The sequence below is a fragment of the Peteryoungia desertarenae genome (assembly GCF_005860795.2).
GTDB classification, from domain to species: domain Bacteria; phylum Pseudomonadota; class Alphaproteobacteria; order Rhizobiales; family Rhizobiaceae; genus Allorhizobium; species Allorhizobium desertarenae.
Genome location: NZ_CP058350.1, coordinates 2818585 through 2845006 on the forward strand (window position 1 = coordinate 2818585; position 26422 = coordinate 2845006).

A 26422-nucleotide genomic window follows, 5' to 3' on the forward strand; every position below is an offset into this window, starting at 1 on the left:
ACCCGCCTCAAAGCCGCGCCACGAAGCGCCGCGCCGCATCCGCCAGCTCCACCGCCGGAAAACCTGAAAAACCGATCACCAGCCCCTTCCGGCGCGCCTCTCTGGCATAAAGAGGCGACAGCGCCCTTGGTCCGAAGCCGCTATCCAGAGCAAGCCGCGCCAGCGCGCGGTCATCGGCGTCATCCGGCAGTCCGGCCAGCAGATGCAGGCCCTGTTCCGGCTGGGTGACGGCAAACGGCCCGCCCTGCAGCGCCGCCACCAGCGCATCCCGCGCCGCTTTCACCCGTCGCCTGGCCCGCTTCACATGCGCAGAAAAATGCCCATCCCGCAAAAACTCCGTCAGCGCCTCTTCGGCAAGGGTCGAGGGGAAACGATCCGTTAGCCGGCGAATGGTCAGCATCCGCTCACACAGCTCGTCCGGTGCCACGAGATAGCCGATGCGAAAGCCCGGCAGCAGTGTCTTGGAGAATGTCCCGACATAGATCACCCGCCCCTGAGCATCGATCCCCTGCAGCGCGCTGAGCGGCGGCCCGGCAAAGCGGAACTCGCTGTCATAGTCATCCTCGATGATATAGGCGCCCGCGTCCTGCGCCCAGTCGATCAGCGAGAGCCGCCGTGCCATGGAAAGCGTCACGCCGAGAGGATATTGATGCGACGGCGTCACATAAACCGCCTTCGCATCGGGACGCAGCGCAATTCCGGCCTCGACATTGATCCCCTCGCCATCGACCGGAACCGGCGTCACCTCGAGCCCGGCAGCCTGGAAAAGCTCGCGCGCCGCAAGATAACAGGGGTCCTCGATCCAGACCGGATCACCCGGCGAAAGCAGCGTCCTGACCGCCAGATCAAGCCCCTGCTGCGTGCCCGCCGTCATGATGATCTGGTCCGGTCGGCAGAGGACACCGCGCGCCGTCTTCAGATAGGCGGCGATCTCGACCCGAAGCGCATGGCTGCCCGCTGGATCATTGTACTGAAAATGCCGCCGCGTCGGCTGCATCAGGCTGCGATTCATCAGCGTGCGAAAGATCCGAAGCGTCGTCTCGTCCGCGGTCGAACAGCCGAGCATGCCGGGCAGCGGCACCACATCATCGCCATCATCCCCCGGCTCGAGCACGCGTTCTGCGCCCTTGCCCGCCCGCATCTGCGCCTGCGCCGTCAGTTGCGGTCGGATCAGCGGCACCGCTTCCGCCACATAGGTCCCCGCTCCGACCCGCGCTTCGGCAAAGCCCTCGGCCACGAGCATGTCATAAGCGGCAACCGCTGCCCCGCGCGACATGCCAAAGCGCCTGGCAATATCGCGCGTGGTCGGCAGCTTGGCGCCGGGGCCAAGCTGGCCGGTCTCGATCATCTGGCGCAGCGCCCTGTAAAGGGCCACCCGCCTTGGCCCCTCCTTGGGCAGCACCGGTATCGCCGCCGACCAGTCCGAATTGGTTCGCAGTTTTTCCATGAATGTGGATCTTTGTTGGTCCAATTTCTGTCGCTATCCATGCGCCATCGCTGCATTGGAGGCAAGCATGAACGACAGACCCGATCCGCAATCCTTTCCCGTCACCCCGCGCAACCGGGCAAAGCGCCTGCATGAGCGCGCGGCCTATGACCGCGACGCCGTCTATGCCGTGCTGGATGCGGCCCTCCTCTGTCACGTCGCCTATGTCATCGACGGCCAGCCCTATTGCACGCCGACGATCCACTGGCGCGAGGGCGACTGGCTCTATTGGCATGGCTCATCCGCCAGCCGCATGCTGAAGAGCCAGAAGGCCGGCATCCCCGTCTGCCTCACTGTCGCCCATCTCGACGGCCTGGTGCTGGCCCGCTCCGGCTTCCACCATTCGGCCAATTACCGCTCCGCCATGTGCTTCGGTACGGCCCATATCATCGACGACCCGGAAGAAAAGGCAGAGGCCCTGAAAGCCGTCGTCGACCGCTTCTATCCGGGACGGACGAAGACCCTGCGCGATAACGATCCGCAGGAGGTGAAGGGCACGATGGTGATCGGCATGCAGATCGAGGAAGCCTCGGCAAAGACCCGCGCCGCCGGCGTCTCGGACGATCCAGCCGATGCAGACGCCCGCGTCTGGGCCGGCGTCATCCCGGTCGAAACGGTGATCGGGGAACCTCAGCTCTGCCCGAAGGTGCCGCACGGCGTCACCTTTCCCGATCACCTCACGCCCTATCACGCCGGTCGCCGCCTTGACGAGGCCTTGAGAGAAACACACCGTCTCTATGAGGCCGGAAGCGGGGATTGATCCCCGCCCCTAGCCGGAAATCCAGCTTTCCAGCTTCGCCCTCTGCGCATCGCTGAAGGGATGCGAGCGCCGCGTGGCGAGGCTGATATGCACGACAACGGTTTGCGCCGTCGCACAACAGACGCCGTTCTGGAACACCGCCTGCTCCATGGTCACCGAGGAGCGCCCGATCGCCTTGACCCGCGTGCCGATATCGACTGTCCCCGGCCACAGCACCTCGTTGATATAGTTGATGTCGAGCTTGGCAAGGACGAAGGAGCAATCGGGATCGAGGATCGGATCATCCACATTGTAGATCATCTCGACGCGGCCGGTCTCCATGAAGGTGGCGTAGACGGCATTGTTGACATGCCCCTGCCGGTCCGTGTCGCCATAGCGCAGCTTGTCATAGCTGCGGCTGGCGAAATCCTCGAGGCGTGGCAGCGCCCGCGCGGATGAAGTCTCTGTCGAAGTCATGCTGTCTCTGTCCGTTCTGCAAGTCTTTATGCGTTACGCCGCAAGTCCGATCAATTCGGAAAAGGCATAGCGCACGCTGTCGGCCACCGCCTGGATCGTATCACTCGTTTCCTTGCCCGTCAGCAACCGCACCTCGAAACTCCCCAGATCCGGCAGGCCCTGCTTGGCCCCCAGCGCCACCATGTCGTCGGTCAGATAGCTGCGCGGGAGCGGCGCGATCGCCAGATCCGCTATCACCGCCGCGCGCTGCGCCATGGTATGGGCCGACAGATAGGCGATGCGATAATTGCGCCGCTCCTTGTCGAGCCGCGCCAGCGCATCCGCCCGCCAGCAGCAGCCATCCTCCCAGATTGACACAGGCAGCGGATCGCGCAAATGCGCCGTGCCGCATTTCGCCCCGGCCCAGACAAGCTGTTCCTGGTGGATCACCTCGCCCTCATGGATGACGGCGCCGGGTGCGCAATTGATCAGCGTGAGGTCCAGCCGCTGCTCGGCCAGCCGCCGCCTGAGCGCCCCGGACGTATCGACCGTCAGATCCACCATGATCAGCGGATAGAGCTCGGCGAAACGCCTGAGGATCGATGGCATGAAGCGCTCGCCGATATCGTCCGGTGCGCCGAGCCTGACGACGCCCTTCATTTCCGGCATGCGGAAGCGCCCGACCGCCTCGTTGGACAGCGCCAGCATCCGCCGCGCATAAGGAAGCAGCGTCTCGCCGCTTTCCGTCAGTGTCACCGAACGCGCATCGCGCAGGAAAAGCGTGGCATTGAGCTGTTCTTCCAGCTTCTTGATCTGCATGGACACCGCAGACGGCGTGCGGAAAACCCGCTCGGCCGCCGTGGTGAAGCTGCCCGTTTCGGCAATCGCGATGAAGGTGCGCAACACATCATTGTCGAGCAGCGGCAGGGGCTGGCGAAGGGTCATGTTCATCGGCGCATCCTTCAGTAAAATTGATCCTAAGGACGATATCATCGCGTTTGATTGAATGTCAATTCACCGGCATGCTCCTGTTCACATCAGCAGAAAAGGAGTTCCCGCCCATGTCGCACAAGCCGCAAATGCCATCGCTGAACCTGATCAGCCCCGCCGCCCTGGCGGCAACTTTCGTCGCAACCCTGCGCGACCACATTCAGAGACGGCGCCGCAAGGCCGCCATTTCCGCAGCCTTTCGCGACATTGCCCGCCTGCCGCAGCGCGTCCAGCAGGACCTGATCTTCCGCGACCCGCGCCTCACTTCACCAATTCGAATGAATAACATCAGAAACATTCGTTTGATTGATGCAAACACCCGCGCGACAAAGAGAACCTCAGCCACGCCCCGATCTCTCCAACCCCAACCCCTCCAACAGATGAGAGGCTAGCCCCATGGCCACGACCACAGTTCCGTTTTCGCCGCTTTCGCTTCAGCAGAGGGCCGATATCGCCGCCTCCCCGGCTGGCGTCCGGCGCGCGACGGCGCTTGCCATGGCCGTCCGGATCGTGGAGGTTCTCGCGCTCTTCATCGTCACCCGCCTCGAATCCCTCGATGACGCGCTGGAGCGCCGCCGCAACGCCCGCGCGCTGGAAGCCCTGCCGATGGATCTGCGCAAGGATCTTGGCTGGCCTTCAGGCGACATGCGGTAGCATTGCGCCAGACCAGCCCATCAGCCGATGCAGGAACAGGCCGGATGTCGCAAATCGGCAGATAGACCCCCTTGCAAACATGGCCCGCCAGATGGCCAAAAACCCCTTGCTGATCAGTCCTGTCTTGAACAATCCCGGTTGCGGCATGCGAGCCCGCGTGTCGCAACCGGTCAAATTCCAAAAAAAGCGCAAGCTTTAGCGCGGGCGAATACTTCTCTGCCGCACAATTCCATGCCAATGTCGCTTTGAGAACATCCCCGCCGCCAATTCACGCAGAGCATGCGGCCAATTGGGGAAGCATCTCCACCACCGGCAACATATTGGGCAAAGCCATGAACAAGCAGCAGACAAAGAAGCGCACGCTCGTCTTCTTCCTCGTTCCGCATTTTACCCTTCTGCCCTTCTCCGGCGCCATCGAGACGCTGAGGATTGCCAATCGCATGCTGGGTTACGCCGCCTATGACTGGCGCCTTGCCTCTGTCGATGGCCAGAAGGTCTATTCCTCTTCAGGCATCGGCATCGAGGTGAATTCCTCGCTCGCCGACGAGCGCCGTTATCTCGGCGGCGAAAACCGGCCCAACATGGCGATCGTCTGTTCCGGCATCTATGTCGAGGAATATTCCAACAAGTCGGTCAATGCCTGGCTGCGCGAGGCCTATAACCGCAATGTCGCCGTCGGCTCGCTCTGTACAGGCGCCCATATCCTCGCCCAGGCGGGGCTGTTGAATGGCAAGCGCTGCGCCATTCACTGGGAGAACCTCCCCGGCTTTTCCGAAACCTTCCCCCAGGCCGAAGTCTATGCCGATCTCTACGAGGTCGACAGCAATCTCTATACCTGCGCCGGGGGTACTGCCTCGCTTGACATGATGCTGAACCTGATCGGCCAGGATTTCGGCGAAGGCCTCGTCAACCGCGTCTGCGAACAGCACCTGACAGACCGCGTCCGCTCGGCCAATGACCGCCAGCGCCTGCCCCTTCGCGCCCGTCTCGGCGTGCAGAATTCCAAGGTGCTGCAGATCATCGAGCTGATGGAGGCCAATCTCTCCGAGCCGCTCTCGCTTCTCGAAATCGCCGATGACGCAGGCCTCTCGCGCCGCCAGATCGAACGCCTCTTCAGACAGGAAATGGGCCGCTCGCCCGCCCGCTACTATCTCGAAATCCGGCTTGACCGCGCCCGCCACCTGCTGGTCCAGTCCTCCATGCCGGTCGTCGAAGTGGCGGTTGCCTGCGGCTTCGTCTCCGCCTCGCATTTCTCCAAATGCTACCGCGAAGTCTACAACCGCTCCCCCCAGCAGGAACGCGCCGAACGCAAGCTGACGGTCAGCACGAACCGCACCGGCGTGGTGGTGTAAGACGCTGGGTCCCTCTCCCCCTTGCGGGGGAGATGTCAAGAAGTGACAGAGGGGGGTACCGCGCGGCAGGACGGTTGCCGCACGCAGTTAAGCCCTCCCCCTTGTGGGGAGGGTTTGGGAGGGGCCTTCGCCAGTCGCCGCCACCCACTCTCCCCCCGTGTGGGGGAGATGTCACGAAGTGACAGAGGGGGGTGGAGGGACCAATTAACGTAGCAGTCTGCAAAGGTGTTGTCCGTTGAGTTTGGCCTGCTGGCCACAACGGACACGTCTCACATCTGCTTTCACCGGTATTCGCATAGCTATTGCCCTTGAGGACATAGGCCCGTGCCCGGCACTTAGGTCCCGCGATTTCGCGTGGAAGCCGGTACGGAAAATTGCAAGCTTGAGCAGGCAGCAACTTGTGCAAACCAACTAGTAGCCCCCATGGGGATCCGCCGTGCCAACTGCCTCAAGCGCCCTCCTCGCGGATGATTTGGCCGCTTTGAGCTTTCAGTTGTGAACTATGATGCTTCTCAATTGAAGATCGCAGTTTTATTGCATAGTTTACTGGGCAGGGGGAAGGTATGACTCAAAAACCAACATATGAAGAATACCTCGATGAATGTCTCAAAGAGCTTAATGTAGCCGACGCTCAGAAGGCGAGCAAAGCCTTCGAATTCAATATGCGCGCGGCGGCGCAGTCACTGCACTCAAGCTACGAACTAAAAACAATAATAGCGGCACTGAATAACGCAAAAACGTCATATGCACATGATCGGCCTGAGCTGCTTTTCTTTCCATCAGACGCTCCAGACAAAACTAATTTCCTAAGCAAATCCTTCGATAGCACTATCGATAAGCTCTACAGGCGGAATGTCCTTTTAACAAAAAATATCCCGCACCTCCCCCGGAAGGCGTCATCAAAGCGTCTGATGTTTACGAAAACATAGATGATCTTCTCCGTACCAGGATAGTATGCAAATACATGGACGGACCGGAGCATGTTTGTCAAACACTCGAAAAAGAGTGTGAGGCTGCTGGGATAGAACATAGGTACAAAGATGTTGGCACGGATGCCGGCTATTACGCATGGCATTTCTATTTCCGTTATCCTGCAGAGTTAATGCTCGGCGGCAATATCGAACATCGGAGACTATGGGTCGAGCTCCAATTTACAACTCAGTTGGCTGAGGTCATCACAATCCTTACACACCAGCTCTATGAAGAGCGACGCTCAGGAAGAAACCACGGGGTGGGATCAAAATGGAAGTGGGATGCAACCTCAAATAGGTTTCGTTCAGCCTACTTGGGCCATGGCTTGCATCTCCTCGAAGGGATAATTCAGGGCCTCAAGGATGATTTAGTAGCGCCTCCTAAACGGGATGAAGAGAAGCCCGAAGGAAACGATAAAGCCGTCGCTTTTGAAGCTGACGCACAAGATTTCGTAGAAGTGGACTAAACAATGCGGATCAGCTCACCACAACCGTCCGTTCTTCATCTGGTAACGCTCTTTAGGATGATCACCACTGGCGAGGTCCGCATTCCGGCTTTCCAACGAAACTTTGTTTGGACAGAAAAACAGATGATTGAGTTGCTGGAAAGCGTCAATGAGAGCTTTCCGATCGGAAGCATCCTACTCTGGAACGTTGACAAGAAGGTCCTAAAGATCGCCCCCAGCGGAACCAGCTCCTTCCCCTCGCTGGCGGAGGAGTTTCCGACGAATTACGTCCTCGACGGGATGCAGCGCCTTTCAACTCTTTATGGTGTCTTTCATCATGGTGTTACTACGGCTGACCCTAGATTCGATATTTGGTTTGATCTGAAGACAGGACTATTCTCACATCGGGGCGATACTGAACCATCGGAGACATCAATCCCACTTGCAGCTCTTTTCACCCCCCGAACTTTGTTAATTCATCAGGGTAAAATTGCATCGCTAAACAACTCCGATGCACTGCTGGACACGCTTCTGAATTTACAGGCGTCTTTCCAAGAATACATGGTGCCAGTGGTCACCATAAAAAGCCCCGACATAAACCGAGTGGTAGGCATCTTCGAGAAGATCAACTCAACCGGTACCCGTCTTGATCCTGTGGACTTCATGCGCGCGATCACATGGGCAGAAGATTTCGATCTAAATCATTATCTCGACGAGAGCTTGGCAGCCGTATCCGACGTGGGCGCTACGATAGGATCGGAGACGATGATCAAATGCGTAGGTCTAGTGCTCGGAATTGCGCCAACTACGGACGGCCTCTTACAGCTTCGTACGCAAGAGCCTGCAGAGCTAGCAAAAGCGTTTCACCGTGCCATCTCCGGCATCATTGAGGTTATGGCCTTTCTCGATCACCATCTCAATATCCAATCCACCGATCTTGTTCCCTACGAAGGCCAGATATTGCTGCTGTTTAAGGCGATAGGACTAGCTGAGGCAACAGCCCCTGACATCGATGCTTTGGTCCAATGGTTTTGGGCAGTTGGCTTCAACGAAGGTCTGCGAGGCAAACCCGATCACTATGTGGTTAGGGCTGTCGAGAATTGGAAGGGACTGATTGAGGGCGGGGTTCGAGGATTGGAGCCTCGCCTAAAACTTACGGCTACGGAACTGTTGGAGCGTCGAATTGTTGCGGGCGGCGCACTTTCGTCGACCTATGCCGCTATGTACGCTGCCAATGAAGCCAGGGACATACCGAACGGAGATTACATCCATCCTTCCGTGTACATGGCCAGCAACGACATGAGCGCGTTTCAACCTGTTTTTGCACGTGCGGAACTGGTTCAGGGTGGACTACCGCACACTATCTCCGCACGTCTGTTCGCCAACGTTGTACTATTCGGCAGCAACACTGCGCCCGATAATCTCCGTGAATGCATCATCGGAGCTGCAGAGCGTCACGATTGGGCGACACTCAGTTCGCAGTTCATTGATGAGGAGGCCGTACAAGCCTTGCGAGTCAACGATGCGGTGCGCTTCATGAACGCCAGGGTTCAGATCATGATTGCCCGAGCCCACGCACTCGTTGGCGCTTAGCACTGTAAATGACTTGAGTGTTGCCAGTTCTTCCAGTCCCTACAATGCAGAGCCACAAAAGGGAAACATCGTGTCCCCCTAGCCATCCCTCAAGCCCCGGCTTCTACGCCTTTTGAGCCATGGTGGGCGCCCCCTCCAGGACCGCCGCCCTCACCCCACCAGACTCCAGAAAAACCGCGCTGACACAAACATGAGAAACAGTGCAAAGCCCACTTCCAGCTGGCGTTTGCTCATGGCATGCGCCAGCCTTGCGCCATAGGGGGCAATGGTGAGCGTGATCGGGATGATGAGGGCAACGGCCACCCAGTTGACATAGCCGGTCGAAAGCAGCGGCAGACCTTCATTGCCCCATCCGGCCCAGATATAGCCGAACAGTGCGGGGATCGAGATCAGCACGCCGACGCCTGCGGATGTCGCCACCGCCTGGTGGATCGGGCGGCCATAAATGGTCATGAAGGTGTTGTTGAACACCCCGCCGCCAACCCCCATCAGCCCGGAGAGGAGCCCGATGACAAAGCCGGTCAGCGAGCGCCCCGGCTCGCCCGGCAGGTCCTTGCCCAGATGAAAACGGTTGGAGAGAAAGAGCATGCGCAGCGCCAGAATGAGCGCCATGGCCGCAAAGATGCCGCGCAGGGCCTCCGATGACGCATGGGAGGCAACGACGGCCGCCGCAATCGCCCCGAGAGGGACTGCGACCATCCAGCGCCTGAGGAGATCATGATCCACCGCGCCCTTGGCCCTGTGCGCCGCAAAGGAGCGCAGCGACGTCGGCACGATCACCGCCACCGATGTCCCGACCGACAGATGCATGGAAACCTCCGGCGACACGCCGTAAAGCCCGAAGACCTGATAGAAGACCGGAACGAGCACCGCCCCGCCGCCGATCCCGAAGACACCGGCAAGCAGCCCCGCCACGCCGCCCGCGACAATCAGCAGGCCCGCAAACAGCAGCAATTGGGAAAGATCGGGCACCATGCGCAAGCCTCTGCCGCCGCCGCGCGGCCACTCGTGAAGATCTCGCGCCCTGATAATCAAATGCCCGCAGTTTGCAAGGCTGACGCTGCGTAAACCGGTTCCCTCAAGGGAAATCCGAAGACCCGCCTATCGGCAGTTCCGCTTGTCGAGAAAGAGCGAGCAATCCTTCGCCGCCCGCTGCCCCTGGCTTCTCGGCGTCTGGTTTCCTTGCGGCGCGACCCGTTGCGGTTCAACCCTTTGCGGCTCGATCTGTTGCGGCGCCTGCGCCACCGCCTGTGCCGGAGCCACAACCGGCCCGGTGACGAAATCGCTCGCCACGCCCTCGTTCAGCGCGGTCGGATTGTCAAAACCGATGCCATCGACCACCGGCTGGCTCGTCTGCCCTTCGGCAATCGCCATCGCCCCTTGCTGGGTCACCAGATGCGGCTGGACACCCGCCGCCCGCTGGCCGGTCGCCCCGTTTGGTGGAAACACCGTACCGCCCGGCTGGATGCCGAGCCCCGCATCGATATTGATCCCCTCATCGGTCACGGCAAAGGCCGTCTGCGTTTCGCCGCCCATGTCCGGCTCAAGCGTCTCGGTGGTCAGATCGCGGATATAGCCGCCGGACGCAGCATTCGCCGTCTGCGTCCCCTGCTCGCCCTGCATGCCTTGCGTCGTGCGCATCGCGGTCATGGTCTGATAGCCCTGACCGTCCGCAAGCGGCTCATCCACCGCCGCCACATTCGCCGTTTCTGGCGCGGCATAGGCCGCATCCTGCGTCACCGGCCCCAGCAATTGCCGGTCCGCCGCCCCGACCCGCCCGACAAGCTGCCGGTCAGCGGAAGAGACACCGACATCGACCAGCGGAAAGCGCTGGCTGTCCATGCAGCCGGAGAGAAGCACCACCGGCAGAACCATAAGCGCCACGCGCTGCAGCAAGGAAGAAGACACCATACTCGTTTCACCTGTCTGCGACCGCCAGATCGGCCCATTTCGGCACAGGCTAGGCCTGCGCGCTTAACGCGACATGAACACGAGGTTACCCGCAATCGAGAGGGTTAACAAAAGCTGAAGGCCGGCGATTCCCATCGCCGGCCTTCTCAATTCGCACTCTGAACCAGGGCTTATGCCGCCCGGCGCGCTGCTTCCTGCACCACACCCTGGGCCACCTTCAGGCGGGCCAGCAGGTCGCGCAGATTGCGGCTTTCGATCGCCAGCGTCTGGCCCGCAGCCGAGGTTTCCTCGACCATGGCGGCATTCTGCTGGGTCATCTGGTCCATGTGGTTGACCGAGTGGTTGATCTCCTGCAGACCGGTCGCCTGTTCGCGCGCAGCCGTGGCGATCGTGTTCACACTGTCATTGACGCGGTTGACGAGCTTCTCGATCTCGACCAGCGCCTCACCCGTCGAACGGACAAGACCCACACCGGTGTCGACTTCGGCGGCAGACGCGCTGATCAGCGTCTTGATTTCCTTCGCGGCATTGGCCGAGCGCTGTGCAAGTTCGCGCACTTCCTGGGCAACAACCGCAAAGCCGCGACCGGCTTCACCTGCACGGGCCGCCTCAACACCGGCATTCAGCGCCAGGAGGTTCGTCTGGAAGGCAATCTCGTCAATGACGCCGATGATCTGGCTGATCTTCTGCGAAGACTGCTCGATCCGGCCCATGGCATCCACCGCGCTGCGGACGATTTCGCCCGAACGATTGGCGCTTGCCTTGGTTTCGGCCACCATGTCACGCGCCTCGCCGGCCCGCTCCGACGCGGTCTTGACGGTTGCGGTGATCTCTTCCAGCGCCGCTGCCGTTTCCTCCAGTGCGGCTGCCTGCTGCTCGGTGCGCCGCGACAGGTTGTTCGTCGCCTCGCTGATGCCGTTTGCATTTTCAGTCACGACCCGGCTGCTCTGGTTGATCGCGCCGACCACCTGGTTCAGCGACTGCACAGCCGTGTTGAAGTCGTGGCGCAGCTTTTCATATTCGGCGTCGAGCTGCCCGATCTGGACGGTCAGATCGCCCTCGGCCAGTCGCTCCAGTGCCGAACCGAGCGATGTAATCGCGTGGTTCTGCCGCTCGGCAGCCGTGCGCAGCGTCGATTCGTTGCGCATGCGCTCGCCATTCAGCGTCTCCTGCTGTTCCGCCTCGCGCTTGCGCATCTCGATGCGGTCACGGACGGAGTCGCGCAGCACCAGCAGAGCCTGGGCCATCCCGCCCACTTCATCCTTGCGCCCGGCGTCGACGATATCGGCATCCACGCGCTCATTGGCGATGTCGGCCATGGCGCCCCTCAGGCGATTCACCGGCTTTACAACGCTCGCCACGACCGCATAGGCACAGGCAAGGATGCCAAGCACGCTGATACCGATGATAATGCCATAGGTCGTCGCGGTCCGGTTGAACATGGCGGCCAGGTCATCGGAATAGACGCCGGTGCCGACAATCCAGCCCCAGGGCTCGAAACCGATGACGTGCGAGAACTTCTCGACCGGCTCGTCAAACCCCGGCTTGGGCCAGTAATAGTCGACAAAGCCTTCCTTGCCGGCCTTGACTGTCTCAACCATGTCGATGAACAGGAACTTGCCGTTAGGGTCCTTGCTCTGGCTGAGATTGGCGCCATTCAGCTCGGGCTTGATCGGATGCATGACCATGGCCGGCTGATTGTCGATGACGAAGTAGTAGCCGTCAGGATTATAACGCATCGCGCCGGTGACTTCCCTGGCGCGCGCCTGAGCTTCCTCGCGCGTCAGCGTGCCATCCTGCTCCAGCTTGTGATACTTCTCGAAAATGGAAATCGCCTGATCATTGATCTGCGCAAGTCCGGCGCGACGTTCGTTGGCCAGTTCCTCGTAGGAATTGAACAGGCTGAACGTCATCCCGGTGACAAGAACTGTCAGCGCAATCCCCACCAAGGCGTAAAGTCGAACAGATAGACTGAGATTCTTCATGGTGCATTGCTCCCTCGCATGGAAGGAGGTTGACGTTTGTTAATTCGAAAAGGGTAAATATGTCCCTGCTATTTTTGATCGGTGACAATTCACCCCCCAATTTTTAGGTATATTGTGACCGAAATTCCGTCATTCTGCATGGTTTCGTCTGCCGCACGGTGTCCTGCATGACCCATTTTTTTGGATTGCGTCAATTTTTGCTGGACCGGACAATCGGGAAGATGAAGCATGCAGCCATTCCTCCCCTTGCTTCGGACAACACCATGACAGAGACAACGACACCGACCGGCGACCTCACGCTCCGCACCCTTGCAATGCCGGCCGATGCCAATGCGGCTGGCGACATCTTCGGCGGATGGGTCATGGCACAGATGGACCTCGCCTGCGGGATACGCGCAGCCGAGCGCGCGCGCGGACGCGTCGTCACGGCCGCCGTGCAGGAAATGGCCTTTGCCATGCCGGTCAAGGTTGGAGACACGCTTTGCGTCTACACCGACATTGCCAAGGTCGGGCGGACGTCCATGACCTTGAAGGTGGAGACCTGGGCTCAACGCTATCTCACCCATGTCATGGAGAAAGTCACCGAAGCCACTTTCGTCATGGTCGCTCTCGACAAGGACGGCAAACCGACCCCCGTTGGTTCTGGCTGAGCCAAAGCGGGAGCACAGAGACAAAATTGTTTTCGGCACGGTATTTGATACAACATCGCCTTTAGTCTTTGCCATCAAAGAACAGGCGGGATCTTTTATTGATGACAACGCCCGTCTACAGCGATCCACCTTTTCAGCGTACCGTATTTATCTATGGCGCACTATCTCTGGCCGCCGTAGCCATGGGCCTGATTTGGGGCGCCATCTTTTATGCAGCAGGTCTGTGGCCAATACTGCCTGGCCTCTCTCTGGTGATTGCCGCGGGCTTGATCGGCCTTCTGGTGATCCAGCGAAAGCATTTGCACCAAAACAGGCTGCTCATGCTGCAACTGGGCTATCTTGCCCTGATCGTCTACTTCTGTCTCTACATAGACATACCCACACCGTCGGCACCACGCATCAGCCATCAGTTCCTCCTGGTTCTCGGGATCGCCGGATACATTGACTACATCCGGCAAAAATCTCTGGCCCAGGTGCTGATATTGCTCGCCTGCGGGATCAGTTTCGTCCTGTTTGTGGCTCTGCAAAACCCTCTTTCGGTCGAAAGCCCGATCCCTGATGAAATCCGTGCCATTGGCATCTGGTTCAACGCGATCACGGTCGTTCTGCTGATCGCGATTTGCATCTATGTCCTGCGGCGAGAGTTCGTCCGCGATGGCCAGATCCTCCGCGATCTGCAGATTGCCATGCGCCGCGATCAACTGACACTGGCGTTTCAGCCCCAGGTCAACGCCAAAGGTCGACTGATCGGGGCAGAAGTCCTCATGCGCTGGACCCACCCGACCCGAGGCCCCATTTCCCCGGCCATATTCATTGCGCTTGCGGAAGAAGGTGACCTCATGCCGGAGCTTGGCAGATGGGTTCTGCGCAAGGCCTGCGAAACCCTGGCAGCATGGCAAATCGACCCGGACTTGAAGCAGCTGGATCTCGCGATCAATGTGAGCGCAAGACAATTCGTTCAGCCTGATTTCGTAGCCCAGGTCAGCGGCATCGTGCGGGCAAGTGGAGCCAGTCCGAAGCGCATCAAGCTGGAGCTGACGGAAAGCGTCGCATTGTCCAGCCTCGAACTGGTGAAAAGCAGGATGCAATCGCTGGCCGACCTGGGCATCCGCTTCTCACTCGATGATTTCGGCACCGGCTATTCATCGCTGAACTACCTGAGAAACCTTCCCGTCCAGGAAATCAAGATCGATCGAAGCTTCACCAACGAGGCCCGGGAAGGCAGCCGCAGCGGCTCCCTGATCCGCAGCATCATACAGATCGGTCACGATCTCGAACTTGTCGTTCTGGCCGAGGGCGTCGAAACACACAGCCAGTTCGAATATCTGAAGGGCCTTGGCTGTCAGGAGTTTCAGGGGTTTTATTTCGGCGCCGCCCTTTCGCATGACGAATTCACGGCGAAAGCGCGTCTTGCTGCCCGCCCGGACTGTATATGGCCCCCGACAACGTGACGGGTTTCTAAACGGTAACGCCTTCGCCGGACGACGGAGCACTCAAGTGCTGGCCAGACGGGTTTGCTGCGGCAACATCCAGGCCGGAACGATGATCATCGCCAGCAAGACAGTGTTGGCCGGAATGTTGAAATACGCACCCGCAAGATAGGAGCAAGTGCTGTCGACGGCATACCAGGCGAACATCCCCTCCAGGAAAAGCCGCCGCGCCAGTGCGGGATCAACTGGAACAAGAAGCGTCGTCATGCGCCACATCACGACACCCCAGCCAACCATGACCCCTCCGCCGATGGCAGCCAGAAGTCTCGCGGCCTCATCGCCAACGGCCTGACCACCGTCAAAGGGCAAAAAGGCCAGATCGACAAGCCAGGTTGCTGGCAAGGCCGTTGCCGGATGGGCTCCGACTGCCACCAGCAGGCCGATGAGAATGACGACAATGCTCCCAAATTTCAGCAGGGATATTGCGCTGTGGATGGACATGGTTCTCTCCGCTCTTGTTTGCACGGCGCGATTTGTGTCCGGATCCGGCAGAGCTTCAATTACTTCGAAGGTAAGTGACAAGCTGGCTTGCGCTTGCGACAAGAGGAAAACGGGAGGGCAGAAATGTCACTTGATTTTGGCCGGCATCTGAAGGATTGGCGAGCGCGGCGGCGCATGTCTCAGCTGCAGCTCGCACTGGCTGCGGATGTCTCCGCCCGTCATGTTGCCTTTCTTGAAACCGGCCGGGCTCGCCCCAGCCGCAGCATGATCCTGCGACTCGGAGACGCTTTGGAAATTCCGCGAGCCGACCGCAATCTGATGCTGGATGCAGCAGGCTTCCGGCCTGCCTACACCGCACGTTCATCCGACACGCAAACCATGGCTCCGATCCGACAGGCAATTGCCCACATGATACGCGGCCACGCCCCCTATCCCGCCTTTGTCTTTGATCGCCATTGGACGGTCATGGATGCCAATGTCACCGGCGAGGCCATGCTTGCGCAGTTCGGCCTGACACGCGGCGACAGCTTCATCGACTACCTGCTTCAGCCTGGCAGGGGAGCATCCCTTGTCGAGAACTGGGCAGAGGTTGCAAGACATCTGCTTTTGCGCTTGAGGCTTGAGAGCGCTCATCTTGGGGGTGACGTCCTGCTGGACGAAGCAGCCAATCGCATCGCGGCGGATCCGGCGCTTTGTACTGCAATCCGACCGGATGGTGATATGCCGCCTGTTGTCCCCGTCCGTGTCCGCCTAGGAGAGGCAGTGTTTCCCATGTTTTCCGCGATAACTCATTTCGGAACAGCCGAAGACATCGCTCTGGCGGATACGAAGATCGAGCTGTTCTTCCCAGCCGATGAAGCAACTGAAAGACTGTTTCGGGACATGATGGCGTCACAGCAAAGCTGATGCGCAGCACGGCGCATCCCGCCCCTCATGCTCGAAAAACGAATGCGGCACCGGCGGCAATCAATGCGAAGCCAATCACATGATTGAGGGTGATGGCCTCCTTGAGCCAGAAAACCGAAAAACCGGAAAATACGATCAGAGTGATGACCTCCTGCATCGTTTTCAGTTGCGCCGCTGAATAGACCTCCGATCCGATGCGGTTGGCCGGCACAGCCAGACAATACTCAAAAAATGCAATCCCCCAGCTCGCCAACACTGCAAGGAACAAAGGGGAGGATTTGTATTTGAGGTGTCCATACCACGCGAATGTCATGAATATGTTTGATAGCGCCAGCAGGACGACCGGCCAGAAGGCGGCAGGGGAAAGCGTCGGCATGAGAGTGCGTTCCGTGTGAAAGTGGAAGGTCAATCGGCAGTAGTCAGAGCATTGATTCGCAAAATCGCAGCGATGAACCATGCGCGACCAGACCTTCGCTGAAAAGCCTTTCCACCGCGGGTCGCTGCAGGACACATAAGCTTGAGTGAGCGCTAAAGTACTCCTGGTATTGTCTCCGAATAACTATGTACACACCCCCTAATTTACGGGTATTTTTCGTTAAAATGCGCCAACCGTAATGTAACAGGCCGTTAATTGGCGCTGTGTTAGGCCATTATTGGCAACTTATTATATTAGGTGCATATTTGATGTGGTTTTCAGAAGAGACACGAGGTGCATTTCTAAGCATCGTCAAGCAGGCGCAGGCTGAGGATATATATACCGGTCAGCCATCCGCGATCGCCTTCAATCTTGTGGTATCGCTATGCGCCACATCCGTGACCTATCTGCATCATGGAATACTGGAGCCTGTCCTGATCTGGCAGGCGATCTTCCTGCTCATTCTGATCATCCGTGGTCTGTCGGTTCTTGCAGTCAGGAAGCTCCAGCTGGCGCAGAATAACCCACAGTTCACATTGTTCATTTTTGCCCTTGGCGCTGCATTGTCAGGCATCTCCTGGGCGGCACTTCCCTTCACCATCGACGGCTTTGCACCGCTGGGGATTGATGCCGGAATCTGTCTGATCATGGGGGGCATGGCCACGGGTTCAGTGGTCAAGCAGATCGGCTACACGCCTGTCTCGATGTTCTTTGCCGTTCCAATCCTGGCGTCCATGCAGTTCCAGCTGCTGAACGCTGGCACCCTCCCGGAGACTATTGTCGGCGCCGCATTGGCTGCCTTGATCTTCATTTTCATTCGCCAAAGCCTTTGGGTGGAGCATATCTTCGTCTCCAACCAGCTCGCACGTCACGATGCGACGGCGCTCGCGGACTCCCTCACCCGCGCCAACAGCGACATACTCAAGCAGAATCGCAGGCTGGAAGCACTCGCCAATCAATGCACGCTGACGGGCCTCGCCAATCGCGGCAACTTCAATAGCCGGCTTATGGCCGAGATCGCACGCGCAAAGGTTCTCAATGAACGGACCGCAATCCTCGTGCTGGACGTGGACCGTTTCAAGTCCATCAACGATACACTCGGCCACAGCGCCGGCGATACCGTCCTGTGCGAGATCGCCGCACGCCTCCGCAGCACGATTCGCGACAACAGTCTGATCGCCAGAATGGGCGGCGACGAGTTCGCCGTCATCGTGACCGGGCGCAACGCGGCAGAACGTGCGCGTGAGCATGGTGCCGCCATGATCGAGGCCGGACGCAATCCGATCGGTTATTCGGCGACCCGTTCGGTCGTTGGCGTTAGCATCGGCATGGCAGTGTTTCCGGATCACGGCTCGACTGCCGAAGAGCTCCTTGCTTCTGCGGATATGGCTCTCTATGACGCCAAATCCCATGGCCGGCGCCAATTGCGCGAATTTGCTCCCGATCTGCGGCGCAAGGCGGATTTCCAGCGCATGGTCGAGCAGGATCTCGAGGCCGCCATCGAAAGCGGTGAGGTCACCGCCTGGTTCCAGCCACAGGTCTGCCTGACGACGAATCGGCTGGTCGGTTTCGAAGCATTGGTGCGCTGGCAGCATCCAAGCCTTGGCTTTGTCTCTCCGCCCGACATTGTCAGCGCCGCCCATGCCGTCCACCTGGCCGACAAGCTGACACGCTCCATGGTCGACCATGCCTGCCGACTGTCTCTCAAGCTGGCATCGATTGGCCTGAGCAATCTGCCGGTTGCCGTCAACGTTTCTCCTCGCGAATTCGCACTCTATTCCGTCGCCGATATCCTCGACAGCGTCACAAGCCGCCACGGCGTATCGCCCTCCAGTATCGAGATCGAGATCACCGAAGAAGCCATCCTGGATCCCGATATCGCCGGCGCCCAGCTGAAGCAGATCGAAAGCGCCGGCTACAAGCTCGCCGTTGACGATTTCGGCATGGGGCACTCGTCCCTGGCCTACCTGATCGGACTTCGCATTGATCGGCTGAAGATCGACCGCTCCTTTGCCGACCAGGTCGCCAAGAGCGAGATCAACCAGAAACTCGTCAGTGCGCTTGTCAGCCTCGGCCACTCCCTCGACATCGAAGTGCTCATTGAAGGTGTTGAAACCCCGGAAGACGCCGCGACACTCGCCCGCCTCGGCTGCACGGTCGGCCAGGGCTATCTCTTTGCGCGCCCGATGGCAGAACCTGTTCTGATGGAGTGGCTGGTGAAGCACGAAGCCGAAAGCACACGCAAGCCGACGGGCAAGAGCAATCGCCTGACCGTGATTTGACCGCTGATCCGCTTGCGCCGGGACGTCTGTGATCGCCGGACGAAACCGGTCTCCAACTTCCAGACCAGGGAAGCGGAACCTTCGAGAGCCTCTATGGCGAACAAAGCGCTTTCCTGCGGCTGCAACAGGACTGATGGCCGACTGTCATGGTCGCGTCGCCCAAAAAGAATGCGATTGAGGCAGGACTCCAGACCCGGAAGTAAAGCAAAACCTCCCTTCGACCCCCAATTTTTTACTCATGATTAAGAAGATCCGCATATTCAGGTATCCAGAAACAAGGTTCGACCATGCGTAAGAGTTTTCTAAAGCGGGTATTGAAGGACAGGGGCGGTGTCGCCGGGGTCGAGTTCGCTCTTTTGGCTCCACTCTTCATCGTCATGTATGTGGGTGCGATTGAGGTGACGGCCTATATGACGGTTTTTCGTCGGGCCGAAATGGCAAACGATTCCATGGCGCAGATTCTTGCCAGTTCTGGCCAGGGAACCGCCGGCATCATGCATCATGTCTGGCAAGTGCCGTCACAGGTAAATCCGACATCTCATTACAACTGGAGCCACGGCAATGGCAAAGAATGGCGCAACCCATTTTATGTCTCCCAGATCGTGTTCAAGAATACAAACCCGACATGTAGCTCCAACTGCGACAAGACTGCAAAACGAGACTTTGTCTTCACGCTTGGAATGGGGAAATCATGTGAGACGGTTCCGCTTGATCCAGGAAAGGCGCCAAAGGCAGTCATAGAAGTGCCCAGCACACTGGTCGATCGCGAGCAGTCCGCCTTGGTCGTTGCCCATATTGCTCGGTACAAGCCGATAATCTCCGGCAAACTGTTCGGAACTCTTGGTGACGGCGCAATCGACATTCAGAAGATCGCCTATGCCGTCCGCCACAGCAGTGAACCGTTCAAGTATCCCGCAAATCTCAGCAGCTTCTACCAGTATTGCGACGGGCCACTATGAAGCGGAAAGGACTTGCCTTGGGGATAAGCCGTGACGTCTCTGGCGCAACAGCTATCGAATTCGCCATATTGGCACCGATTTTCCTGTCACTGGTGTTCGGAATATTTTGCCAGACGCTGGTCACATTGCAACTAAGCCACCTTGACTACGCAACCTATGAGGCTGCAACGGAGCTGCGTCTGCGCTCTGTGTCGGCAAGGAACATTGAAGACTTCAAGACTACAGTCGTATGCCCTGCTGCCAGCCCACTTCTCAGATGTGAGGACATTTCGGTTGGCGTGGATTCCAACCCGCAGGTTGCGCAGCTGAGCCATTGGCAAGGCAAGGAATTCATTGGAAAATTCTGTACCGGTACGGCGGGCAGTATTGTTGCCGTGTCGGTTCACTACACGGTGCGCGGCATGTTCAGCACCCTGTATTTCGGCGCGTCTACCAAAGAAAATGACGTGGTAACCCTTAGATCCCGCTACTTCGTGGTGCGCGAACCCACGGTCAGCGGCGAAGGCATAATTTGTTAAGCGGAGAAGAAGAATGGATCGAGTAAAACGCTGCGCACTTCGCTTTTGGCTCGCGAACGAGGGCAACATTTCGATCACGGCTGCGTTGATGATGGTCCCTGTTATAGGGATGGCAGGAGGGGCGGTAGACTACAGTTTCGCTTATGCCGCCAAGATGAACTTGGAGCGCGCCGCAGATGCAGCAGTGATTGCCGGCGTCGCCGATGCGAAAGCGAGGGCAAACACCGTCAAGAATGACGAACTCAAGGCACTCGTAGCCCAATCCGTCAAACAGGTCTTTCAGGGTGCACTTTCGGCCAAAATTGACGTCGGTGACATTGACTTCGATGTGTCATCCGATCTGAAGGGTGGCGTCCTGACGGCGTCCGTCAATTTCACCTATACGCAGAATACGATGTTCCTCGGGGTCCTCGGGATGAACTCCATCGGCCTTTCCGGTGGCGCCACGGCTAAGAGCTCGATCGGAAGCTATACGGACTTCAACATTCTCGTTGATGTTTCCAACTCGATGGGCGTCGGTGCAAGCCAGAGCGATATCGACTATCTGAACAAGAATAACATTGCCCACGGCAAGTCATGTGCTTTCGCTTGCCACTCTGACATTGATCGCATTCGAAAGATGCCGGTCAAGGTTCGCATCGACGTGGCCAGTGAAGCGATCAACCTCGCCCTCAAGACTGTCGACGAGCAAAAGCATCCTGACAGTATCGTCCGGTTCGGCCTCTATCGCTTCGCGTTGAGGTTCGAAGAAATCTTCAATGCCAGCCATCCAAGCTCAAGCGACACATCGTGGGTCCGGAACATGGTGACGCAAAACGTGCAGCTCACCAAGGACAATGGCACCCGCGCAGCTATGGCGAAAGGCGAACTGGCCAAACGATTGGCCCCCAGCGGCGACGGCAGCCTCCAGAACGATCCAAAGCGCTATGCCTTGATTATCACCGATGGCGTGCAGTGGGTCGACGACCACTGGTCTGATTACGATCCGAAGAAACCCTTTGCCCAGTGGAGTTCGGACAGGCGTGGACAGACACCACACGGCACTGCATGTGATGCCCTGAAGGATAAGGGCATCACCGTCTACGTTCTCTACACCACCTATATTCCGATTTATAACAAGTCGAGCACCGACGCACTGGCCGACCGGATTAAGGCAAACGTATTGCCTTACAACCAGGCAGAATTGCGTGCCTGCGCGTCGAGTCCCGATAAATTCTATGAAGCGACCGAAACAACCGAAATCAAGGCCGCCATGGAAGAAATCTTCTATAGGGTCGCCGTGCCTACCCATATCGCGGGCTAGACCTGAATCCGGATTCTGCGCCCGGTCGAGACAAGCAAACGCAGGTCTCTCGATCGTCCATATCGCTGCGTGGAACTCGTGCTGAGTTCCTATTTTGTTCTAAAAATTTGCCGTCCCGCCCTTCCCTTTCGGGACGCAATTCTCCATATTCCGGGCATGGCCAAGTCTCCCAGATCCTCCGCCCCCTCGACCGGTTTCGAGGAAGCCCCGCAGACCGCATTCGAAGGCGCGCCGCTCTCCGGCTCGGTTTCGGATTGGGTGAAGCAATTGGAGGCGGAGGCCGAAGCGTCCACGGTCGAGACCCAGCGCGAACTGGCCTCCAAGGCCGGCAAGCATCGGAAGAAAATCGAGGTGGAAGCCCGCCGCCACGCCGAAAAGGTGGCGCTGGAAAAGGCGAACCAGCCGGCAGCAGGCCGCAAGCCCGAACGGGCGTCCGAGCCCATGCGAGGCCCCCGCGGAGCGAAGTCGCAAAGCGACGACAGCGTGAGCGCAAAACAAGTCACCGCTAAACACACGACCTCGCAAAAGACCTCCCGCGGCGTCTCGATCGGCGCCTCCTCCGACCCCAAGACCCGCGCCGCCGCCGGCCTCAATCCGATTGCCGGCATGGATGTCTCATTGGAAGAGGCCGAATCGCTCGCCACCGGCGCCGTCACGGCGACAGTCGACGCCCTCTCCAAACTCATCGAAAGCGGCAATCCGCTGTTCAAGAACGGCGAGATCTGGGTGCCGCACCGGCCCGCCCGCCCGGAGAAATCCGAAGGCGGCGTGCCGATCCGCATGGCCTCCGACTACAAGCCCGCCGGCGACCAGCCAACCGCGATCAAGGACCTCGTCGAGGGCCTGAATTCCGGCGAGCGCTCCCAGGTCCTGCTCGGCGTCACCGGCTCGGGCAAGACCTTCACCATGGCCAAGGTGATCGAGGAAACCCAGCGCCCGGCCGTCATCCTCGCGCCGAACAAGACGCTCGCCGCCCAGCTCTATTCCGAGTTCAAGAACTTCTTCCCCGACAACGCGGTCGAATATTTCGTCTCCTATTACGACTATTACCAGCCGGAAGCCTATGTGCCGCGCTCGGATACCTTCATCGAGAAGGAGAGTTCGATCAACGAACAGATCGACCGCATGCGTCACGCCGCCACCCGCGCCATCCTCGAGCGCGACGACTGCATCATCGTCGCCTCCGTCTCCTGCATCTATGGTATCGGCTCGGTCGAAACCTACACCGCCATGACCTTCCAGATGTCGGTCGGCGACCGCATCGACCAGCGCCAGCTCCTGGCCGACCTCGTCGCCCAGCAATACAAGCGCCGGGAGATGGATTTTGTCCGCGGCTCCTTCCGGGTGCGCGGCGACACGATCGAAATCTTCCCCGCCCACCTGGAGGATGCCGCCTGGCGCATCACGCTCTTCGGCGACGAGATCGAGAGCATCACCGAATTCGATCCGCTCACCGGCCAGAAGACCGGCGAGATGAAGTCGGTGAAGATCTACGCCAACAGCCACTACGTGACGCCGCGCCCGACGCTGAACGGCGCCATCAAGGCGATCAAGGAGGAGCTCAGGCACCGCCTCGCCGAGCTCGAGAGCGCCGGCCGCCTGCTCGAAGCCCAGCGCCTCGAACAGCGGACGAAATATGATATCGAAATGCTCGAAGCCACCGGCTCCTGCGCCGGCATCGAGAACTATTCCCGCTATCTCACAGGTCGCAAGCCCGGCGAGCCGCCGCCGACGCTGTTCGAATACATCCCCGACAACGCCCTGATCTTCATCGACGAGAGCCACGTCACCATCCCGCAGATCGGCGGCATGTACAGGGGCGACTTCCGCCGCAAGGCAACGCTCGCCGAATACGGCTTCCGACTGCCCTCCTGCATGGACAACCGCCCCCTACGCTTCGAGGAATGGGACGCCATGCGCCCGCAAACGGTCGCCGTCTCCGCCACCCCCGGCAATTGGGAGATGGAAGCGGCCGGCGGCGTCTTTGCCGAACAGGTCATCCGCCCCACGGGCCTCATCGACCCGCCGGTCGAAATCCGCCCGGCCAAGACCCAGGTCGACGACGTGCTCGGCGAGATCCGCGACACGGCGCTGAAGGGCTACCGCACCCTCGTCACCGTGCTCACCAAGCGCATGGCCGAGGACCTCACCGAATACCTGCATGAACAGGGCGTCCGCGTCCGCTACATGCATTCCGACATCGACACGCTGGAGCGCATCGAGATCATCCGCGACCTCCGCTTGGGTGCTTTCGACGTTCTCGTCGGCATCAACCTTCTGCGCGAAGGCCTCGACATTCCCGAATGCGGCTTCGTCGCCATCCTCGATGCCGACAAGGAAGGTTTCCTGCGCTCGGAAACCTCGCTCATCCAGACCATCGGCCGTGCCGCGCGCAATGTCGACGGCAAGGTCATCCTCTATGCCGACCAGATCACCGGCTCCATGCAGCGCGCCATGGACGAGACCGCCCGCCGCCGCGAAAAGCAGATGGCCTACAATCTCGAACACGGCATCACGCCGGAATCGGTCAAGGCCCGCATTTCCGACATTCTCGACTCGGTCTACGAGCGCGACCACGTCCGCGCCGATATCTCCGGCGTCTCCGGCAAGGGTTTCGCCGATGGCGGCCACCTCGTCGGCAACAACCTCCAGGCCCATCTCAACGCGCTCGAAAAAGAGATGCGCGACGCCGCCGCCGACCTCGACTTCGAAACCGCCGCCCGCCTGCGCGACGAAATCAAACGCCTCAAGGCCGCCGAACTCGCCGCCATGGACGACCCGATCGCCAAGCAAGAGGCGTCGAGCGCCGAAGGCGCGAGAGGGAGCGCAAAGAATCAGGCGTCGAGTGCCGAAGGCACGAGAGGGAGTGGAAAGAATCAGGCGAAGGCGGTCGAGGGTGGCAAGGGCAGCTATTTCTCGAAACCCCAGCTGGACGACATGGGCGCCGACGGCGCCGTGCTGATGCCGAAATCGGGGGCGGAAAGCGCCTACTTCCGCAAAAACACCAGCGCGGATGCCCTGGACGGCGCAGCCGGACAGGACAGCGAATCCGCGCCACTGGGAAAAAGCTATTTTCGCAAAAATAGCTTGGACGAAATGACCGTCGGTCGCACCGAAAAACCGGTGACCGGCAAGCTGCCGGAGAAGCCCGCCGGGGTCCCCGCCAGCGACGACGACAGGAGGAGCTTGAGGGCGGGGCAGACAGACTCCGACCCCCGCCCCATCATCCGCGCCCGCTCCGGCGCCGGCTCCTACGAGGACCCGGTGGATGTGAAGCGCAAGACCCGCACCAAGGGCAAGACGGGACGACCGGGCCGATGACGAGAGGTTCCTGATCATGTCGGATATTGGCGTCTTTTCAGAATCCGACATCCTGCTCCTGATATTCATCGCCACCCTGCCCGGCACCGTGCTCGGCCTCATCCTCGGCACCCTCCTGTGGAAGAGCCGCCGCATCATCGGCGCCCTCACCGGCGCCCTCCTCGGCGCCCTCTTCGCCTTCCTCACCTGGGTCGCCTATTTCCAGTGGTTCCAGTGAATCTGGCCGTGCACGGCGATTGACGGGATGAAGACCATCCCCTCCCCCTTGTGGGGAGGGTTAGGGAGGGGCAGACTGCACCCCTCCTCGGTCACCACCAACGGACGCCATGCAAGAGCTTGCCACCCTTCGCTCCGATATCCTCAGTTACATGACCGCTGGCTGGCGCAGCCGTTCCCGCAGCGTGAGATGGCTGGTCCGGGCGGTGACGGTAGCGCTGGCGGTCGGGTTGGTGTGGGTGATAGTCCGAATGACATAACGTACGGCCACCCCAACTTCCCCCTTGCGGGGGAAATAGAAGCCAAGATTTACCGCCCGACACACCATCACCACTGCTGTGCATGAACCGACGCTGACATTTGCCCGTGACCCATCGAGATGGCCTGACCCCACCTCCCCCCATGCGGGGGAGGACGGAAAATCGAAGGCTTAGGCGCGCGCAAGCCGCCTAAACTTCAAATTTTCCAGGAGAGGGGCGCGGTTATGTTGGTACAATCCTCACCGAGCCCCTCTCTTGCGATTTCAGATGTTTAGGCCGCTTGCGCTGGCCTAATTCATCGAAATCGCTTTCTCCCCCGCCAAGGGGGAGATGGGCATCGCCGCACTCGGCCACCGCACCGACGTCTCCCACGCATGGGGGAGATGTTACAGAATACGAGAGTTCACCCGATCAGGACAAAGCCTTCTGCGATTTCTGGCAACTTCGTCAGGTCGGCAGCCTCAACGCGCTGCCGCATTCAGCGCCTGCCCGGCGCCCGCATGCATCTGGACAAGTTCGCGATGCACCGCCTCCTGAAAATCGAGGATTTCGGCCCGCGCTTCATCGTAAGACAGCCCCTGATGAAAAAGTTCGGTCTTGAGGTCGGCGCATAATGACCTCCAGAACGCGTTGGCTGGCGGACCGTTCAACCGGTCGAGCGCGCAAGCTGACCTGCGGACCAGGTCAGCCATGCGGGCCAGCGGAAAATGGGAAATGGAACCTGCACCGTGAGAAATCATGCCGTCTTGCTTCATGTCGGACGTCCCTTGTCAAAAGAGTGTTTCGCACTTCCAATAGGTTCATGGAGGAGCGTGCTTCTCTCAGGGCTCTGATAGCGCCAGACATCGTTGCTCCATGACATGCCAGTCATACTGGAGTGACAAAGCCTTTACGGTCTTTAACAACGGCCTACTCACTGGAGTATGCCATATTCCTAAATCGCGATAGAAAACTGTCAACATGAGTTTACAGTTTTTCCACCAAATAAATCACAAAATTGATTCATCGGCACCCGCTTCAATCATGAGGAGAGTTCTCCTGACGATTTGACCACAAGCGCTGTAGTCTACCTCCCCCC

Annotated in this window: 25 protein-coding genes; 16 read left to right on the forward strand and 9 right to left on the reverse strand. The window is 59.3% G+C overall.

Going from position 1 to position 26422, the window contains the following annotated elements; genetic code table 11:
- Nucleotides 1–7 precede the first annotated feature (7 nt).
- A complete protein-coding gene (gene pdxR, locus FE840_RS13770) occupies nt 8–1447 on the reverse strand; it encodes a MocR-like pyridoxine biosynthesis transcription factor PdxR (RefSeq protein WP_138286069.1) in 1440 nt (479 codons plus the stop codon).
- 67 nt (nt 1448–1514) lie between these two features.
- Here pdxR and FE840_RS13775 point away from each other — a divergent pair, with 67 nt between their 5' ends.
- The gene (locus tag FE840_RS13775; protein ID WP_210271770.1) at nt 1515–2246 is read left to right on the forward strand and encodes a pyridoxamine 5'-phosphate oxidase family protein; all 732 of its coding nucleotides are present in this window, start codon (nt 1515–1517) and stop codon (nt 2244–2246) included.
- Between the two features lie 9 nt (nt 2247–2255).
- On the opposite strand, the gene FE840_RS13780 is transcribed toward FE840_RS13775, so the two are convergent.
- Both FE840_RS13780 and FE840_RS13785 read right to left on the reverse strand, forming a co-directional pair.
- Nucleotides 2256–2702 (reverse strand): acyl-CoA thioesterase, encoded by a 447-nt coding sequence (locus FE840_RS13780; RefSeq protein WP_138286071.1) that lies wholly within the window; start codon nt 2700–2702, stop codon nt 2256–2258.
- 33 nt (nt 2703–2735) lie between these two features.
- Nucleotides 2736–3674: a LysR family transcriptional regulator gene (locus tag FE840_RS13785; RefSeq protein WP_425502131.1), complete on the reverse strand. Its 939-nt coding sequence runs from the start codon at nt 3672–3674 to the stop codon at nt 2736–2738.
- Between the two features lie 68 nt (nt 3675–3742).
- On the opposite strand from FE840_RS13785, the gene FE840_RS13790 reads away from it, so the two are divergent.
- The 6 genes from FE840_RS13790 (at nt 3743) to FE840_RS13815 (ending at nt 8687) form a co-directional block, all read left to right on the forward strand.
- The gene (locus FE840_RS13790) at nt 3743–4063 is read left to right on the forward strand and encodes a hypothetical protein (protein ID WP_138286073.1); all 321 of its coding nucleotides are present in this window, start codon (nt 3743–3745) and stop codon (nt 4061–4063) included.
- 4 nt (nt 4064–4067) lie between these two features.
- Nucleotides 4068–4325: a hypothetical protein gene (locus tag FE840_RS13795; protein ID WP_138286074.1), complete on the forward strand. Its 258-nt coding sequence runs from the start codon at nt 4068–4070 to the stop codon at nt 4323–4325.
- Between the two features lie 332 nt (nt 4326–4657).
- Nucleotides 4658–5677, forward strand: a complete 1020-nt coding sequence (locus tag FE840_RS13800) for a GlxA family transcriptional regulator (RefSeq protein ID WP_138286075.1) — start codon at nt 4658–4660, stop codon at nt 5675–5677.
- Between the two features lie 563 nt (nt 5678–6240).
- Nucleotides 6241–6606 (forward strand): hypothetical protein, encoded by a 366-nt coding sequence (locus tag FE840_RS13805; protein ID WP_138286076.1) that lies wholly within the window; start codon nt 6241–6243, stop codon nt 6604–6606.
- 35 nt (nt 6607–6641) lie between these two features.
- Nucleotides 6642–7115, forward strand: a complete 474-nt coding sequence (locus FE840_RS13810; protein WP_138286077.1) for a hypothetical protein — start codon at nt 6642–6644, stop codon at nt 7113–7115.
- Between the two features lie 3 nt (nt 7116–7118).
- Nucleotides 7119–8687: a DUF262 domain-containing protein gene (locus tag FE840_RS13815; RefSeq protein ID WP_138286078.1), complete on the forward strand. Its 1569-nt coding sequence runs from the start codon at nt 7119–7121 to the stop codon at nt 8685–8687.
- 150 nt (nt 8688–8837) lie between these two features.
- Here the strand turns inward: FE840_RS13815 and FE840_RS13820 are convergent, their stop codons facing one another.
- The 3 genes from FE840_RS13820 to FE840_RS13830 form a co-directional block, all read right to left on the reverse strand.
- A complete protein-coding gene (locus tag FE840_RS13820; protein ID WP_138286698.1) occupies nt 8838–9659 on the reverse strand; it encodes a sulfite exporter TauE/SafE family protein in 822 nt (273 codons plus the stop codon).
- 129 nt (nt 9660–9788) lie between these two features.
- On the reverse strand, nt 9789–10598 hold the full coding sequence (locus FE840_RS13825; RefSeq protein WP_138286079.1) for a hypothetical protein: 810 nt from the start codon (nt 10596–10598) through the stop codon (nt 9789–9791).
- A 170-nt stretch (nt 10599–10768) separates the two neighbouring features.
- Nucleotides 10769–12583: a methyl-accepting chemotaxis protein gene (locus tag FE840_RS13830; protein WP_138286080.1), complete on the reverse strand. Its 1815-nt coding sequence runs from the start codon at nt 12581–12583 to the stop codon at nt 10769–10771.
- A 263-nt stretch (nt 12584–12846) separates the two neighbouring features.
- Between FE840_RS13830 and FE840_RS13835 the strand changes: the two genes are divergently transcribed.
- Both FE840_RS13835 and FE840_RS13840 read left to right on the forward strand, forming a co-directional pair.
- Nucleotides 12847–13233: an acyl-CoA thioesterase gene (locus tag FE840_RS13835; protein WP_138286081.1), complete on the forward strand. Its 387-nt coding sequence runs from the start codon at nt 12847–12849 to the stop codon at nt 13231–13233.
- Nucleotides 13234–13334: 101 nt separating this feature from the next.
- Nucleotides 13335–14684, forward strand: a complete 1350-nt coding sequence (locus tag FE840_RS13840; protein ID WP_138286082.1) for a putative bifunctional diguanylate cyclase/phosphodiesterase — start codon at nt 13335–13337, stop codon at nt 14682–14684.
- 42 nt (nt 14685–14726) lie between these two features.
- Here FE840_RS13840 and FE840_RS13845 read toward each other — a convergent pair whose 3' ends face one another.
- Complete coding sequence (locus tag FE840_RS13845) at nt 14727–15164, reverse strand: excinuclease ABC subunit A (protein ID WP_138286083.1); 438 nt, start codon at nt 15162–15164, stop codon at nt 14727–14729.
- Between the two features lie 123 nt (nt 15165–15287).
- Here FE840_RS13845 and FE840_RS13850 point away from each other — a divergent pair, with 123 nt between their 5' ends.
- Entirely contained in the window at nt 15288–16070 is a 783-nt protein-coding gene (locus FE840_RS13850; protein WP_138286084.1) for an MmyB family transcriptional regulator, read from the forward strand.
- 25 nt (nt 16071–16095) lie between these two features.
- Here the strand turns inward: FE840_RS13850 and FE840_RS13855 are convergent, their stop codons facing one another.
- Nucleotides 16096–16446, reverse strand: coding sequence for a DMT family protein (locus tag FE840_RS13855; protein WP_138286085.1), 351 nt, complete (start codon nt 16444–16446; stop codon nt 16096–16098).
- A gap of 308 nt (nt 16447–16754) precedes the next feature.
- Here FE840_RS13855 and FE840_RS13860 point away from each other — a divergent pair, with 308 nt between their 5' ends.
- The 6 genes from FE840_RS13860 (at nt 16755) to FE840_RS13885 (ending at nt 25085) form a co-directional block, all read left to right on the forward strand.
- A complete protein-coding gene (locus FE840_RS13860) occupies nt 16755–18767 on the forward strand; it encodes a putative bifunctional diguanylate cyclase/phosphodiesterase (RefSeq protein WP_138286086.1) in 2013 nt (670 codons plus the stop codon).
- A gap of 287 nt (nt 18768–19054) precedes the next feature.
- Nucleotides 19055–19726 carry a TadE/TadG family type IV pilus assembly protein gene (locus tag FE840_RS13865; RefSeq protein WP_138286087.1) on the forward strand — a complete coding sequence of 224 codons (672 nt, stop codon included), beginning with the start codon at nt 19055–19057 and terminating at the stop codon, nt 19724–19726.
- Nucleotides 19723–20244, forward strand: a complete 522-nt coding sequence (locus FE840_RS13870; RefSeq protein ID WP_138286088.1) for a TadE/TadG family type IV pilus assembly protein — start codon at nt 19723–19725, stop codon at nt 20242–20244. The genes FE840_RS13865 and FE840_RS13870 overlap by 4 nt, the downstream gene beginning before the upstream one ends.
- Before the next feature lie 13 nt (nt 20245–20257).
- On the forward strand, nt 20258–21547 hold the full coding sequence (locus FE840_RS13875; RefSeq protein ID WP_138286089.1) for a pilus assembly protein TadG-related protein: 1290 nt from the start codon (nt 20258–20260) through the stop codon (nt 21545–21547).
- A gap of 156 nt (nt 21548–21703) precedes the next feature.
- Nucleotides 21704–24868, forward strand: coding sequence for an excinuclease ABC subunit UvrB (gene uvrB / locus FE840_RS13880; RefSeq protein WP_138286090.1), 3165 nt, complete (start codon nt 21704–21706; stop codon nt 24866–24868).
- Nucleotides 24869–24884: 16 nt separating this feature from the next.
- Nucleotides 24885–25085 (forward strand): hypothetical protein, encoded by a 201-nt coding sequence (locus FE840_RS13885; protein WP_138286091.1) that lies wholly within the window; start codon nt 24885–24887, stop codon nt 25083–25085.
- Nucleotides 25086–25805: 720 nt separating this feature from the next.
- On the opposite strand, the gene FE840_RS13890 is transcribed toward FE840_RS13885, so the two are convergent.
- Nucleotides 25806–26099, reverse strand: coding sequence for a DUF6074 family protein (locus FE840_RS13890; protein ID WP_138286092.1), 294 nt, complete (start codon nt 26097–26099; stop codon nt 25806–25808).
- Between the last annotated feature and the right edge of the window lie 323 nt (nt 26100–26422).

Excerpts from the sequence above, each read along its gene's own strand:
- FE840_RS13795 (WP_138286074.1), top strand. The coding sequence starts at position 4,068 with ATGGCCACGACCACAGTTCCGTTTTCGCCGCTTTCGCTTCAGCAGAGG.
- pdxR (WP_138286069.1), bottom strand. The coding sequence starts at position 1,447 with ATGGAAAAACTGCGAACCAATTCGGACTGGTCGGCGGCGATACCGGTG.
- FE840_RS13790 (WP_138286073.1), top strand. The coding sequence starts at position 3,743 with ATGTCGCACAAGCCGCAAATGCCATCGCTGAACCTGATCAGCCCCGCC.
- FE840_RS13890 (WP_138286092.1), bottom strand. The coding sequence starts at position 26,099 with ATGAAGCAAGACGGCATGATTTCTCACGGTGCAGGTTCCATTTCCCAT.
- FE840_RS13815 (WP_138286078.1), top strand. The coding sequence starts at position 7,119 with ATGCGGATCAGCTCACCACAACCGTCCGTTCTTCATCTGGTAACGCTC.
- FE840_RS13810 (WP_138286077.1), top strand. The coding sequence starts at position 6,642 with ATGGACGGACCGGAGCATGTTTGTCAAACACTCGAAAAAGAGTGTGAG.
- FE840_RS13865 (WP_138286087.1), top strand. The coding sequence starts at position 19,055 with ATGCGTAAGAGTTTTCTAAAGCGGGTATTGAAGGACAGGGGCGGTGTC.
- FE840_RS13775 (WP_210271770.1), top strand. The coding sequence starts at position 1,515 with ATGAACGACAGACCCGATCCGCAATCCTTTCCCGTCACCCCGCGCAAC.
- FE840_RS13830 (WP_138286080.1), bottom strand. The coding sequence starts at position 12,583 with ATGAAGAATCTCAGTCTATCTGTTCGACTTTACGCCTTGGTGGGGATT.
- FE840_RS13840 (WP_138286082.1), top strand. The coding sequence starts at position 13,335 with ATGACAACGCCCGTCTACAGCGATCCACCTTTTCAGCGTACCGTATTT.
- uvrB (WP_138286090.1), top strand. The coding sequence starts at position 21,704 with ATGGCCAAGTCTCCCAGATCCTCCGCCCCCTCGACCGGTTTCGAGGAA.
- FE840_RS13870 (WP_138286088.1), top strand. The coding sequence starts at position 19,723 with ATGAAGCGGAAAGGACTTGCCTTGGGGATAAGCCGTGACGTCTCTGGC.
- FE840_RS13780 (WP_138286071.1), bottom strand. The coding sequence starts at position 2,702 with ATGACTTCGACAGAGACTTCATCCGCGCGGGCGCTGCCACGCCTCGAG.
- FE840_RS13845 (WP_138286083.1), bottom strand. The coding sequence starts at position 15,164 with ATGTCCATCCACAGCGCAATATCCCTGCTGAAATTTGGGAGCATTGTC.
- FE840_RS13800 (WP_138286075.1), top strand. The coding sequence starts at position 4,658 with ATGAACAAGCAGCAGACAAAGAAGCGCACGCTCGTCTTCTTCCTCGTT.
- FE840_RS13885 (WP_138286091.1), top strand. The coding sequence starts at position 24,885 with ATGTCGGATATTGGCGTCTTTTCAGAATCCGACATCCTGCTCCTGATA.
- FE840_RS13860 (WP_138286086.1), top strand. The coding sequence starts at position 16,755 with ATGTGGTTTTCAGAAGAGACACGAGGTGCATTTCTAAGCATCGTCAAG.
- FE840_RS13805 (WP_138286076.1), top strand. The coding sequence starts at position 6,241 with ATGACTCAAAAACCAACATATGAAGAATACCTCGATGAATGTCTCAAA.
- FE840_RS13835 (WP_138286081.1), top strand. The coding sequence starts at position 12,847 with ATGACAGAGACAACGACACCGACCGGCGACCTCACGCTCCGCACCCTT.
- FE840_RS13875 (WP_138286089.1), top strand. The coding sequence starts at position 20,258 with ATGGATCGAGTAAAACGCTGCGCACTTCGCTTTTGGCTCGCGAACGAG.
- FE840_RS13785 (WP_425502131.1), bottom strand. The coding sequence starts at position 3,674 with ATGATATCGTCCTTAGGATCAATTTTACTGAAGGATGCGCCGATGAAC.
- FE840_RS13825 (WP_138286079.1), bottom strand. The coding sequence starts at position 10,598 with ATGGTGTCTTCTTCCTTGCTGCAGCGCGTGGCGCTTATGGTTCTGCCG.
- FE840_RS13855 (WP_138286085.1), bottom strand. The coding sequence starts at position 16,446 with ATGCCGACGCTTTCCCCTGCCGCCTTCTGGCCGGTCGTCCTGCTGGCG.
- FE840_RS13850 (WP_138286084.1), top strand. The coding sequence starts at position 15,288 with ATGTCACTTGATTTTGGCCGGCATCTGAAGGATTGGCGAGCGCGGCGG.